Origin of the sequence: Ensifer sp. Root127, assembly GCF_001425225.1 — a bacterium.
In the GTDB taxonomy this organism is placed as follows: Bacteria; Pseudomonadota; Alphaproteobacteria; order Rhizobiales; family Rhizobiaceae; genus Ensifer; species Ensifer canadensis.
This window is the reverse complement of the sequence record NZ_LMDX01000034.1, coordinates 189,418-202,821: the sequence shown is the minus strand read 5'-3', so window position 1 is coordinate 202,821 and position 13,404 is coordinate 189,418. Positions and strand designations below refer to the sequence as shown.

The following is a 13,404-nucleotide window of genomic DNA, read 5'->3' as shown; positions in this document are numbered from 1 at the left end:
CGTCCTGTGCCGGACAGATAGGCGTTCCCGCCCCGACCAACAATTCAATTGCGCTTATACAATGATTGAATTTTATGATGCCTGACCGCGGCAGGCTTGAACGAAATGCGCACGGGTCGATAAGCGATCGCCGTTTTTTCACCGCCGCCTCGCCATCGACCACCTGGCGGTGGGGCATTTATCCGAAGATCGCTCCCCCAGTGGGATAGGGCGCAAGCCGCATGACCTGCGCCCTCCTGTTCAAAGTCGCCGTGTGCTCGTTGGCGCGGCCAGGTCGTGCAAAGAGATGTGTCAGCGCTTGACCTGGAACGTATGCTCGACACCCGGGAACGTGCGCGCCTTGACCTCGTTGGCGTATTCCTCCGCAGCCTTCGAGATCGCCGGCGCCAGTTCGGCAAAATGTTTGACGAAGCGGGGCTTGAAGTCGTTGAACAGGCCCAGCATATCGTCAGAGACGAGGATCTGGCCGTCGCAGGCCGGCGATGCGCCGATGCCGATGGTCGGCGAGCGCAATTCCCCGGTGATCTCGCGCGCAACCGGCTCGACGGTGCCTTCGACGACGATCGCAAAAGCGCCGGCATCGTCGATCGCCTTGGCGTCGCGGCGGATCTTGGCCACTTCCTTCTCGTTGCGACCGACCGAGCGATAGCCGCCGGTGGTGTTGACGAGCTGCGGCATCAGCCCGACATGGCCGAGAACCGGAATGCCGCGGCTGACGAGGAACTCGACCGTCTCGGCCATCTCGGCGCCGCCCTCGAGCTTCACGGCGCTACAGCCGGTTTCCTTCAAAACGCGTGCAGCACTTCGGAAGGCCTGTTCCTTGGATTCCTGGTAGGAGCCGAACGGCAGGTCGATGACAATGCAGGAGCGCTCCGAGCCGCGCATGACCGCCTGGCCATGGGCGATCATCATCTCGAGCGTGACGCCGACGGTGGTGTCGAGACCGTAGAGCACCATGCCGAGCGAATCGCCGACCAACAGGAAATCGACATGCGGATCGAGCAGCCGGGCAATCGGTGTCGTATAGGCCGTCAGGCTGACGATCGGGCGCTCGCCCTTCAGCGCCTCGATATTGGCAGGGCTCAGGCGGCGTCTGGCAGATTGTACGCTCATTCTCAGGCAACCTTTGCAAAATGGGCGGATTTGGCGGCAATCACGCGGTTGTCGAGCAGCTTCGTCGTGCCGAAGCGCACGAAGAGCAGCAGCAGCACCGGCTTGTCACCGATCTCTTGAATTGTTTCGAGCGTGCCAGGATCGCGCAGCGCCACGACTTCGGGTCGAGCCAGCGGTTCGGCGGAAAGAAAAGCCGTCACGGCCCTTTCCACTTCGACGGCATCGGTGATCCCGGACGCGACCAGCCGCTCGGCCTCGGCAAGTGCCTTCGGCACGATGGCAGCCGCTTCACGCTCAGCGGCGCTGAGGTAGACATTGCGCGACGAACAGGCGAGCCCATCGGCCTCGCGCACCGTCGGCACGCCGATGATCTCCACCGGCTGGGCGAGATCATCGACCATACGGCGAATGATCTGCAGCTGCTGGAAATCCTTCTCGCCGAAATAGGCGCGGTCCGGCTGCACGATGTTGAACAGCTTGGTGACGACAGTCGCAACGCCGGCAAAGTGGCCGGGACGCACGGAACCTTCAAGCTCGGAGCCGAGCTTCGGCACGTCGACCACCGTTTCCATCGGTCGCGGATACATGTCGGACACCCCTGGCGAAAACAGGAAGTCGACGCCGCCCTCTTCCAGCATCGCCTGATCGCGGGCGAGATCGCGCGGATATTTGCTCAAGTCTTCGTTGGGGCCGAACTGCAGCGGATTGACGAAGATGCTGGCAACGACGACGTCATTTTGCCCGCGCGCACGGCGCACAAGCTCCATATGGCCGACATGCAGATAGCCCATGGTCGGCACGAGCCCGACCGTCTTGCCTGCCCGCCGGTATTCGGCAAGGGCTGCGCGCAGCTCGGTGATGGTGGTGATGGTCTTCAAATCCGGACCCTCCAATCCGCGAAGGCGCCGCTAGCGCCCCGCCCCGCGGCCTGTGGCTCTTGGCCCGCTCCGCGAAAAGGCAATTGCACAAAATTTGGCTGCAAACCTCTATCTTGTGCAGCGCAAAAAGACAAACGGAATTGGTGCCGCTGCGAATAGAGCCAAGCCAATTATCGCACGGTCCGGGCGGGCAAGCTCAGCTGTGGGCGGAACTCGGCACCCGCCAGGGCGGATCGAGCCTGTTGGCGCCTGCGAAATAAAGTACGATGCGGTTGCCGGCGGGATCAAAGATTTCGGCTTCCCGCCACAGCCAGCTCTTGTCGGCGGGACTGCTCGCAAACAGGATACCGGCCTCGATCAGCCGGCTGACGGTCAGATCCAGATCGTCGCACTCGAAGTAGACGGTTGTGCCGCTGCCGCCCGCCTCGCCCTGATGCAGCGAAAACGAACTGCCGCCATCCGGGCAGACGAAGCGCACATAATGCGGCCGCGCATCGACGATCGGCTGCAGCCCGAGCGTGCGGTAGAACTCCCACCCCGCATCGAGATCGGGCATCGTCACCGTCACCTGGTTCAAACGCATCGTGTCTCCTCACATCCCGGGCGCCGACAGTCATCGTTGCTCGCCGCACCTCTTCACGAGGTCCGGAGACCATGGAACATCCGCCAGAAATGTGCGAGGTGCAAACGATGCGGATTCAGCATGGACCGCCAAACTCTGATCGGCCTCGTGTGGCACTCGCCGCCGTTCCAGATGTGCTCGCCCATTTCGAGCGCGCCGCCGGCACCTTGCCGAGCGAATTGCCAGTAATCTCGGGTGAACCGGAAATGCTTGAAAACCTATGATTGCACACCACATCAGCAGGGACACTTCGCATTTCTCAAAAAATGTCTGAACGGCTGTCGGCTGCGTGTCACGCCGAACGTCCTAGTTATGTTCAATCAAGAAAATCCCTACGAGGAGCATTCCATGCGCATGATTTTTGTAAACCTGCCCGTCAAGGACCTGAAGGCGTCCCGGGCCTTTTTCGCGGCACTCGGCTATACCTTCAACGAGCAGTTCTCCGACGACACGGCCGCCTGCACGGTGATCTCGGACAATATTTTCGTCATGCTTTTGACCGAACCGAAGTTCCGCGGCTTCATCACCGGCGAGATCAGCGATGCCAGCAAGGGCACCGAGGTCATCACCGCCCTTTCCGCCTCGAGCCGCGCCGAATGCGACGACATGCTCGCCAAGGCACTCGCTGCCGGTGCCAAGCCCTGGAAGCCGGCACTCGACTACGGCTTCATGTACGGCATCAGCTTCCAGGATCTCGACGGCCACGTCTGGGAATTCATGTGGATGGACATGGAAGCCGCCCAGCAGCAGGCCTCCTGATCTGACGCAATCCCCTTGCCTTGCGCCCGCCGCGTTTCGCGGCGGGCGCTTTTTTTTGTCTGATCCGGTGCACGCAACTATGAGCGAGGCTATCGGCCGCAGAGGTTTTGGGGAGAAATTGCCCGAAAAACCGGATAGTTGGGGAACCCATACGTCGAGAAGGCGAGTGAGCCGTCGCTGACGCTTGCAATGAGCAGAATGAGGAAGCCCCATGTCCATGAATGTCGAAGCCAAGCATTGGTCCAAGGTCGAGCTTTTGCACGAGACCGTGCGCAACCCGAATATCCATGTGCGCGGCACCAACAGCTACTACAGCAACGCTTGGACGGGTTCCTTCGAGGAGAGCGTCGTTCGCTACCTCTATGGCGACGACTACAGCCTCAAGGCCTGGGAGCCGCAATGGCCGATCGACCAGTTGCGGATCGGAGACTACGTCGCGATCGGTGCCGAGGCGGTAATCCTGATGGGTGGCAACCACACCCACCGCACCGATTGGGTCAGCCTCTATCCGTTCATCGATATGATTGGCGAAGCCTATATCGGCAAGGGCGACACGATCATCGGCGACGGCGCCTGGATCGGCATGCGCGCCATGATCATGCCGGGAGTCACCCTTGGTGAAGGCGCCGTCATCGCTTCGGGCGCGATCGTCACCAGAGACGTGTCGGCTTACACCATCGTTGCCGGCAATCCGGCCCGCCCCGTTCGCCAGCGCTTTCCCGAAGCAGACATCGAGACGTTGCTCTCACTCGGCATCTACCGATGGGAGAGGTCGAAGTTCGACGCGCTGCGCAATGTCATCTGCGCCGACGACATCGCCGCGCTGAAGGCAGCATCCGAAGCCTACGACGCGGAACAGGCATAACGACAACGCCTGCCAGCGCCCCTGATCGTGGGCATCAGCCCCCGATCAGCGCCAGCCACTCGTCCTCGTCCATCGTCTGCACGCCGAGTTCGCGCGCCTTGTCGAGCTTGGAGCCCGCTCCCGGGCCGGCGACGACGATATCGGTCTTCTTCGACACGGAACCTGCCACCTTGGCGCCGAGGCTTTCCGCCTTGGCCTTGGCCTCATCGCGCGTCATCTTTTCGAGCGAACCGGTGAAGACCACGGTCTTGCCGGCGACCGGGCTGTCGCTCGCAACCGGTATCTCCGCCCCTTCGGGCGTCACTTCGGCAAGCAGTCGCGTCACCACTTCAAGGTTCCTCGGCTCCTTGTAGAACTCGACGATGGCGCGGGCGACGACTTCGCCGATGCCGTCGATACTGTTGAGTTCGTTCCAGGCATCACCCGTAAAGGTGCCGGCTTCGCTCATGGCTGCGCCGAAGGCCTCGTAGGTGCCGTAGGAGCGCGCGAGCAGCTTGGCCGTGGTCTCCCCGACATGGCGGATGCCAAGCGCGTAGATGAAGCGATGCAGCGCGATCGAGCGGCGGGTGTTGATCGCGTCATAGAGCTTGCGCACGCTGACGCGGCCGAAGCCGTCGATGTTTTCGAGCTTTGTCAGCGACGTCTCCTGGCGCTTTTCCAGCGTGAAGATGTCGGCCGCCGTGCGGATCGACAGCGTCGGATCCTCGCTCTCGAAGAAGAACTCGATCTGCTTGGAGCCGAGGCCTTCGATGTCATAGGCATTGCGCGAGACGAAATGCTTGAGATGCTCGACCGCCTGCGCCCGGCAGACGAAGCCGCCGGTGCAGCGGCGCACTGCATCCACCTTGCCGGACTTCTCGTTGATGTCGCGCACCGCATGGCTGCCGCAGACCGGGCATGTCGTCGGAAAACGATAGGGCTCGCTCCCCTCCTTGCGCTCGTCCATCACCACGTCGACGATCTGCGGGATGACGTCGCCCGCCCGCTGGACGATCACCATGTCGCCGATACGGATGTCGCGACCCTCGCGGATCGGTTCGCCGCTGTTGCCGAGCCCCTTGATGTAATCCTCGTTGTGCAGCGTCGCATTGGTCACGACGACGCCGCCGACGGTGATCGGCTCCAGCCGTGCCACCGGCGTCAGCGCGCCGGTGCGCCCCACCTGGATGTCTATGGCCGTCAGCCGCGTAAATGCCTGCTCGGCCGGGAACTTGTGCGCCGTCGCCCAGCGGGGCGAGCGCGAGCGGAAACCGAGCCGCGCCTGCAGGTCGAGCCGGTCGACCTTGTAGACGACGCCGTCGATATCATAGTCGAGATCAGGCCGTTCGCGCTCGATATGGTGGTAATGCGTCAGCAGCTCGTCGGCCGACGAAATCCGCTGCATCAGTGGATTGACCGGGAAACCCCAGGCCTTGAATGCCTCGACCATGCCGAATTGGGTATCGGCAGGCATTTCCGACATTTCGCCCCAGGCATAGGCAAAGAAGCGCAGCTTGCGGCTGGCAGTCACCTTGGCGTCGAGCTGGCGGAGCGACCCGGAAGCGGTGTTGCGCGGGTTGACGTAGAGCGGCTTGCCGAGCGCTGCCATCTCGGCGTTGAGTGCGGCAAAGTCGGACTTCGCCATGTAGATTTCGCCGCGCACCTCGACGATCTCAGGAGCGCCGGCCGGCAGCGTCTGCGGGATCATGCCGATGGTGCGGATATTGGCGGTGACGTTTTCACCTGTTGTGCCGTCGCCACGGGTCGCCGCCGTCACCAGCCGCCGGTTCTCGTAGCGCAGCGACATCGAGAGGCCGTCGATCTTCGGCTCGGCGGTAAAGGCGATCGAATTATCCGGCAGCTGCCCGAGGAAGCGGTAGACCGAGGCGACGAAATCGCGGGCGTCCTCGTCGGAAAACGTGTTGTCGAGCGACAGCATCGGCCGGGCATGAACGACCGGCTGGAAGGTAACGGATGGCGCTGCCCCCACCTTCTTCGATGGGCTGTCCTCGCGCGCAAGCGCCGGAAACTGCGCCTCGATCGCATCGTTGCGCCGCTTCAGCGCGTCATAGTCCGCATCCGTGATCTCCGGCGCGTCGTTGCCATGATAGAGCGCGTCGTGCCGGGCAAGCTCGGAGGCGAGAAAGGCCAGCTCCTCGGCGGCTTCCGTTTCGTTCAGCTTCTCGACGGGTTTCAGTTCACTGGACATGCGCGACGACTCCGGATTGGGAGTCGTTTTTTAGAGCAACTGTCGGGAAAGAAAAGAGCGGCCGTTATCGGTCTCCCCTGATCATCCGGCCGGAGCGACACTTGGCTCGACGTCGGCGCAGCGGCGGATCTCCAACTCACACCAGCGCTCGTATCGCTTCTGGTAGCGCGCGCGTATCCCTTCCAAATCCTGCCGGTGGACGCCGCGTCTGGTGTAGATCCATTTGCCTTCCGCAAGGCCGCGCATGACGCGACCAACCGGATCGAGGCCGAACATTTTCAGGATGGCGGCGCCGCCCTTGTCCCAGCCGATGCCATAGAGGTCGATACCTTCGGGCGGAAACTCCTGGTACTCCAGGATCGCCGACACCGTCGCCCAGACGAGGATGCCGTTCTGCCGCCGGCGTTCGCTGCGCATGGAATCGAGCAGGTAGCTGAGATTGAGGATGGTAGCGAGATAGACCACCTTGGCCTTGCGCGCCTTCGGATGGACAAGCAACCCGTTGGCAAGCAGGTCGTCGAAGCCATAGTCACCTTGCAGGAACAGCTTGAAGTGCTTCTTCTCGAAGGCGTAGTAGTCGGTGAAACCGTAGATATTGTCGTCGGAGTCCTGCAGGCAGATCAGGCTGTAGGGATCGGAGAAGAAGGCTTTCATATCCTCCTCCGGATCGATCGCGTCGCTCTGAAAGACGTCCTGCGCCTTGCGGATGACATCATAGGCAACCGCCGTCGATGGCGGGACACGCACCAGGTACGGGCGGTCATCCTCAGCGCTGGAGCGCAGAAACCCGAGCGGTGCGGCGCCATCGTCCTTCTCGTCCGGCAGTTCGATGCTGCGCGCGCCGCGAAGTCGCGCGACCAGATAGGGGATGAGCGCCGTGCCGGCCACCACCGCCAGGATGCCGATCACCCCCAGCTGTTTGTTGGCTTCCTTCATCGTCAGGATGTAGCCGACGAAGGCGAGAGAATAGAGCAGGATCAGTTCCGGATGCTTGCGCATCTGGTCCAGTCGAAGCTGAATTCGCTGCTGGAGCTGTTCCCACATGCCAAAGCTCGCATATCCGCGCAACGCCTAATAAAGACACGCGCTCGACCGGGAGACAACTTGGCGAGAAGGCGTAGCGGGCACTAACCGTTGCCGGAAAGCAATCGGGCGGCGGCCGCCCTCGCCTCTTCGGTGATCGAGGCACCGGCGAGCATGCGGGCGATTTCCTCGGTGCGGGCCTTGTCGTCCATTCGGGCGACGCGGGTCGAGATCATCTCGGCCTTTTCGGTCGATGGTCCCTTGGAGATCAGCAGATGCGTCGCCGCGCGTGCGGCAACCTGCGGCGCATGGGTGACCGAAAGCACCTGCACCGTGCCGGAAAGGCGCTTCAGTCGCTGGCCGATGGCATCCGCGACCGCGCCACCGACTCCGGTGTCGATTTCGTCGAAGACGAGGGTCGGCGCCGAGCCGCGGTCGGCAAGCGCCACCTTCAGCGCCAGCAGGAAGCGCGAAAGTTCGCCGCCCGAAGCCACCTTCATGATCGGCCCCGGCCGGGTGCCCGGATTGGTCTGGACATGGAATTCGACCAGATCGATGCCGTCGACGGTCGGCTGGGCCGCATCGCTCTGCACTTCGACCATGAAGCGGGCACGTTCGAGCTTCAGCGCCGGCAGCTCGGCCATGACTGCAGCAGACAGCGCCGACGCCGTGTTCTGTCGCTTGTCGGACAAGGTGCGCGCCGCAGCGTCGAAAGCCACCCGTGCCGCAACAACCTGCATGTCGAGTTGCTTCAGCTTCTCCTCGCCGGCATCGAGGTCGGCCAGGTCGGAAATCATCCGCACCGCCAGCGCCGGAAGCTCGGCGACCGGCACGGAATATTTTCGGCTGGCGCCACGAAGCGCAAACAGGCGCTCCTCCACCCGCTCCAATTCCTTCGGGTCGAATTCGGTGTTGCGCAGCGCTCGCTCGACGGCCATTTGCGCATCCGAAAGCTGGTTCAGCGCGGCATCCAAGAGCTCGACGGTTTCTTCCAGCAGCCCCGGCGCCTCATGGCTCTTGCGCTCCAGCCGGCGCACCAGCGAGGCAATCAATGGAACCGGCGAGCCGTTGCCGTTGAGAAATTCGGAGGCTTCGTTGATGTCGCCGGCGATCCGCTCGGACTTCATCATCCGCGCGCGCTTTTCGGCAAGCTCGTCCTCTTCGCCATCGCGCGGGCTGAGCTTTTCCAGTTCTTCGACAGAGGAGCGCAGATAGTCCGCTTCGCGTGCTGCCGCCTCGACGCGCTCGCGATGCTTCTTCAGTCCGCGTTCGGCATCTTTCCAGGCGCGGTAGAGGCCGGAGACCTGCTCTGCCTCGTCGGTCGTGCCGCCAAAGGCGTCGAGAAGCGTGCGGTGCGCGTCGATATCGACAAGCGCGCGGTCGTCATGCTGCCCGTGGATTTCGACCAGTGTCTGGCCAAGTTGCCGCATCAATTGAACGCTGACCGGCTGATCGTTGACGAAAGCCTTGGTGCGGCCATCGGCCGACTGCACGCGACGGAAAATCAGATCGCCATCATCGTCGACGCCGTTGTCACGCAGCATCAGCCGTGCCGAGTGCCCCATCGGCACGTCGAAGACCGCCGTCACCTGGCCCTTGTCCGAGCCGTGACGCACGAGCGAGCCGTCGCCGCGCCCGCCAAGGGCCAGCGACAGGCTGTCGAGCAGGATCGATTTTCCGGCACCTGTCTCACCGGTCAACACGGACAGGCCGGCCTCGAACGCCAGATCAAGCCGTTCAATCAGGACGATATCGCGGATCGAGATCTGGGCGAGCATCCGGGGTCAAATCTTCCGTGTCAGGCGCCGATCAGCTTCTTGCCTGCGCGCGCAATCCAGGAATTGCCGCTTTCGCGAGGCTCGAGGCCACCCGACTGCAACAGCTTGAAGGAATCACCATACCACTGGCTGTCCGGATAGTTGTGTCCGAGAACGGCGGCAGCGGTCTGCGCTTCGGAGGCCACGCCCATTGCGTAATAGGCTTCGACCAGACGGGCCAGTGCTTCTTCGACCTGGTTGGTATTGGGATACTTCTCGACGACGGTGCGGAAACGCGACACGGCGGCGAGGTATTCCTTGCGCTCGAGATAATAGCGGCCGACCTGCATTTCCTTGCCGGCGAGCTGGTCGCGGGCAAAGCGGATCTTCGCCTGGGCATCCTCGACATATTGCGAGTCCGGATACTTGTCGACGACGGCCTGCATCGCCTCGATCGCCTTAAAGGCCGGCTTCTGGTCCTGCGTCACGCCCGGGATCTGCTTGGTATAGGCAAGCCCCTGAATGTACTGCGCATAGGCCGCATCTTCCGACTGCGGATAGAGGTTCAGGTAGCGCCCGGTGGAATTGATCGCCTCCTGGTACTGGCCGTTGCGATAGCTGACGAAGGCGTTCATCACGAGCGCCTTGCGCGCGTATTCGGAGAAAGGATGCTGCCGGTCGAGCGCTTCGAACTTGCGCGCCGCTTCCGTGGTCTTGCCGGCATTGAGGTTGGCGAGACCCTGGTTGTACAGCACCTCCGGCGGATCGGTCTCGGCCGTCAGCTTGGTGATGTCGATATCGGGATCGTTCTGGCAGGCGGTAATCAGGGCGCTGCCGGCAACGGCCGCGACTACCACGGCGAACACACGCGCTGACTTTTTCAAATCAACAGAAACTGCAAGAACCATCGGATATTCCCGTTCCATTCTGCGGGCATCGACCCCGCCAGACATGCGCTTTTAGAGCAAGTTGCCTCAATGCCGCAACGTCATGATCGGTGATTCATGCAAATTTATGGCGGCGCCGACATGAAAATGCCGGCCTTTCGGCCGGCGACTGGAGGAGAGTGTCTTTTTGTTGTTATGCGGACCAGGGCGCGAAGCCCGGAACTGCAACCGCAACCATGTCGCGCGCACGGGTGCGCTGACGTGGCGTGGCGGTTTCGACGACCTCGTAGGCCGAGGGATCACTGAGCAGAGCCTTGAGCACATTTGCGTTCATCTTGTGACCACCGCGATAAGAACGGTAGCAGCCGATAAACGGTGCGCCGGCAAGCGAAAGGTCGCCAACGGCGTCGAGCGTCTTGTGGCGCACGAATTCGTCCGTATAGCGAAGGCCTTCGACATTGATGACCGAATCGTCATCGGAGATCACGACCGAGTTTTCCAGCGACGAGCCCAGCGCGTAGCCGGCAGCCCAGAGGCGCTCGACGTCGCGCATGAAGCCGAAGGTGCGGGCACGCGACAGTTCGCGCTTGAACACCGAAGGCGTCATGTCGCCCTTCCAGGCCTGGCGACCGATCAGCGGGCAGTCGAAATCGATCTCGACCTCGAAGCGCATACCGTCATAGGGCGTGAATTCCGACCAGGACGCACCTGATTCGATCCGCACCGGCTTGATCACGCGGATGTAACGACGCTTGACCGCCAGCGCGCGAACGCCCACCTGCTCGATCGCATCGATGAAGGGTTCGGAGCTGCCGTCCATGATCGGCATCTCGGCGCCATGAACCTCGATGGTGAGGTTGTCGAGGCCGAGCGCGTAGATGGCGGCCATCACATGCTCGATGGTTGCGATCGAGGTGGCCGGCGACATGCCGAGAACGGTGCAGAGATCGGTGTTGCCGACCTGCGAGGAAACCGCCTTGAACTCGCTCAGGCGGCCGTTGGCGAGAACGCGCTGGAAAACGATGCCCGCATCGGCTTCGGCCGGATGAAAGGTGATTTCCACCTCGGCGCCCGAATGAACGCCAATTCCCTTGAGCGTTACCGGGCTAGCAATCGTGGTCTGAAATCCGAGCAGTTCGATTCCCATTCTCGTCGTCACTTTCAATACCTATGGCCATAAGGCCCAAACATCAGGCGGATGCAGCGGTTTTCAGGGCGCAAGAAAGGCGCCCGAGAGTTTCGGCCCAAAGGCCGGAACTCTGCGTTTCGAACAGACAGCGCGTGATCGAATCGCATGCATCCCCAATTCCGAGCTTGAAAATAGTGGTTCTGAGGCACCATTCCAAATCACTGTTCGTTTCGTTTTGTTACGCATCTGTAACACGCCGTTCGACGCCGGCAACCTATTGAAAGAATGCTAGAAATACAAAAATGCCCGGGCGGTAGCCCGGGCATTCGGCAAGGTGAAGGAACGGGCCTTCAAATCAGTTCGATTGACGGCGCAGGAACGCCGGGATCTCGAGCTGATCATCTTCGTGCGAGCGCGCCTGCGGTGCGGCGCGACCGTGATCGTCAAGCTGGCCGCGACGCGGCGCATAGAGGCTGGCCTCCGGCGAAAGCGGACGGCGCTGCTGGGAAGCCGCACTCGGCGCACCGGCCGTCATGTCGGCGTTGACGCTGGGGCTTTCCCTTTCGCGCAGGCCGAGCGAGCTGGTGATGCGGTTGAGAAGACCCATCGGGCCGCGCTCTTCCTGCAACTGCGGCGCCGGCTGGGCGCGCTGGTCCATCTCGGCCTTTACGACGGGCGGGAAGTCCTCGACCTTCGGCATGCGAACCGGCTCGGCCTGCTGGCGCACCACCGGAGCGATCGGCTCCTGGCGCTGAACCGGCTGCGGCTGGACCTGTGCGTGAACCGGCATTTCGACCGGACGCTGAACTGGAGCCGGCTGGCGCATGACCGGAGCGGCTTCTACCGGTGCGGCACCGGCAAAGAGCTTGCTCTGGGGACGAAAGTCGTCGTGAGCCTGCTGCATCGGAGCCGGAGCCTGGGTGGCGGCGCGGGTTGCGATGTCGAGTTCGCGTTCCATTTCCGCTTCGCGGATCGCAAGCGCGATCTGGTCGACGGAGTTCTGCTGCTGCACCGGCTGGGCGACCGGCTGCTGGACCGGAGCGGGCTGGTGCTGGGCAACCGCCGGCTGCTGTGCCGGAATGGCTGCGGACGGACGGATGATCGGCTTCTGCGCTGCTACCGAACGAAAGTCGGCCGAACGACCGGCTACCTCCGCGGCCGTGCGATCGATACCGGTGGCAACGACCGATACGCGGATCAGGCCTTCAAGTTCTTCGTCGAACGTGGCGCCGAGGATGATGTTGGCGTCCGGATCGACTTCTTCGCGGATGCGGGTCGCAGCTTCGTCGAGTTCGAACAGGGTCAGGTCGCGACCACCGGTGATCGAGATCAAGAGGCCCTGTGCGCCCTTCATCGAGGTTTCGTCGAGCAGCGGGTTGGCGATCGCAGCTTCGGCAGCGGCCATTGCGCGGCCCTCGCCCGAGGCTTCGCCGGTGCCCATCATGGCGCGACCCATTTCGCGCATCACCGAGCGGACGTCGGCGAAGTCGAGGTTGATGAGGCCTTCCTTGACCATGAGGTCGGTGATGCAGGCAACACCCGAATAGAGGACCTGGTCGGCCATCGCGAACGCATCGGCAAACGTCGTGCGGTCATTGGCGATGCGGAAGAGGTTCTGGTTCGGGATGACGATCAGGGTGTCGACCGACTTCTGCAGTTCGGCGATGCCCTGGTCGGCGAGCCGCATGCGGCGCTGGCCTTCGAAATGGAAAGGCTTGGTGACGACGCCGACAGTCAGGATGCCCTTGTTGCGGGCGGCCTGCGCGACGATCGGGGCTGCACCGGTGCCGGTGCCGCCGCCCATGCCGGCGGTGACGAAGCACATGTGGGTGCCATGCAGGTGATCGATGATCTCATCAATGCACTCTTCAGCAGCCGCGCGGCCGACTTCCGGCTGCGAGCCGGCGCCCAGACCCTCGGTCACGGCGACACCCATCTGGATGACCCGTTCTGCCTTGGTCATGGTCAGCGCCTGCGCGTCGGTGTTGGCAACGACGAAGTCGACGCCTTCAAGACCCGCTGTGATCATGTTGTTGACGGCATTGCCGCCGCCGCCGCCAACACCAAAGACGGTGATGCGGGGCTTCAGCTCCGTGATATCCGGCTTCTGCAAGTTGATAGTCATAGTACCCGTTCCTTCTGTTTTCTGGCCGCCTTGCCGAGCCGACCAAATCCTTGAAATT

Annotated in this window: 12 protein-coding genes; 3 read left to right on the top strand and 9 right to left on the bottom strand. The window is 62.5% G+C overall.

The genetic code is table 11. The features are described 5' to 3' along the window. Positions 1-291: 291 nt before the first annotated feature. From panB to ASD03_RS28420, 3 genes are all read right to left on the bottom strand, one after another. Positions 292-1,113 carry a 3-methyl-2-oxobutanoate hydroxymethyltransferase gene (gene panB, locus ASD03_RS28430; RefSeq protein ID WP_025427708.1) on the bottom strand — a complete coding sequence of 274 codons (822 nt, stop codon included), beginning with the start codon at positions 1,111-1,113 and terminating at the stop codon, positions 292-294. A 2-nt stretch (positions 1,114-1,115) separates the two neighbouring features. Beyond that, a complete protein-coding gene (panC, locus tag ASD03_RS28425; protein WP_025427709.1) occupies positions 1,116-1,991 on the bottom strand; it encodes a pantoate--beta-alanine ligase in 876 nt (291 codons plus the stop codon). Between the two features lie 196 nt (positions 1,992-2,187). Beyond that, positions 2,188-2,574, bottom strand: coding sequence for a VOC family protein (locus ASD03_RS28420; RefSeq protein ID WP_025427710.1), 387 nt, complete (start codon positions 2,572-2,574; stop codon positions 2,188-2,190). 71 nt (positions 2,575-2,645) lie between these two features. Here ASD03_RS28420 and ASD03_RS39775 point away from each other — a divergent pair, with 71 nt between their 5' ends. From ASD03_RS39775 to ASD03_RS28410, 3 genes are all read left to right on the top strand, one after another. Then, entirely contained in the window at positions 2,646-2,837 is a 192-nt protein-coding gene (locus ASD03_RS39775) for a hypothetical protein (protein WP_144239155.1), read from the top strand. A 124-nt stretch (positions 2,838-2,961) separates the two neighbouring features. Then, a complete protein-coding gene (locus ASD03_RS28415) occupies positions 2,962-3,372 on the top strand; it encodes a VOC family protein (RefSeq protein WP_025427711.1) in 411 nt (136 codons plus the stop codon). A 211-nt stretch (positions 3,373-3,583) separates the two neighbouring features. Continuing rightward, positions 3,584-4,237 (top strand): CatB-related O-acetyltransferase, encoded by a 654-nt coding sequence (locus tag ASD03_RS28410; RefSeq protein ID WP_198956844.1) that lies wholly within the window; start codon positions 3,584-3,586, stop codon positions 4,235-4,237. Positions 4,238-4,271: 34 nt separating this feature from the next. Here the strand turns inward: ASD03_RS28410 and ligA are convergent, their stop codons facing one another. The 6 genes from ligA to ftsZ all read right to left on the bottom strand — a co-directional run bounded on the left by ligA (position 4,272) and on the right by ftsZ (position 13,346). Then, positions 4,272-6,425, bottom strand: a complete 2,154-nt coding sequence (ligA, locus tag ASD03_RS28405; protein ID WP_025427713.1) for an NAD-dependent DNA ligase LigA — start codon at positions 6,423-6,425, stop codon at positions 4,272-4,274. An 81-nt stretch (positions 6,426-6,506) separates the two neighbouring features. Next, the gene (locus ASD03_RS28400) at positions 6,507-7,469 is read right to left on the bottom strand and encodes a hypothetical protein (RefSeq protein WP_025427714.1); all 963 of its coding nucleotides are present in this window, start codon (positions 7,467-7,469) and stop codon (positions 6,507-6,509) included. A gap of 83 nt (positions 7,470-7,552) precedes the next feature. Further along, positions 7,553-9,226, bottom strand: a complete 1,674-nt coding sequence (gene recN / locus ASD03_RS28395) for a DNA repair protein RecN (RefSeq protein ID WP_025427715.1) — start codon at positions 9,224-9,226, stop codon at positions 7,553-7,555. 20 nt (positions 9,227-9,246) lie between these two features. Then, on the bottom strand, positions 9,247-10,113 hold the full coding sequence (locus ASD03_RS28390; RefSeq protein ID WP_025427716.1) for an outer membrane protein assembly factor BamD: 867 nt from the start codon (positions 10,111-10,113) through the stop codon (positions 9,247-9,249). 172 nt (positions 10,114-10,285) lie between these two features. Next, positions 10,286-11,239, bottom strand: a complete 954-nt coding sequence (gene lpxC, locus ASD03_RS28385; protein ID WP_025427717.1) for a UDP-3-O-acyl-N-acetylglucosamine deacetylase — start codon at positions 11,237-11,239, stop codon at positions 10,286-10,288. A gap of 337 nt (positions 11,240-11,576) precedes the next feature. Continuing rightward, entirely contained in the window at positions 11,577-13,346 is a 1,770-nt protein-coding gene (gene ftsZ, locus ASD03_RS28380; protein ID WP_025427718.1) for a cell division protein FtsZ, read from the bottom strand. Positions 13,347-13,404: the final 58 nt, after the last annotated feature.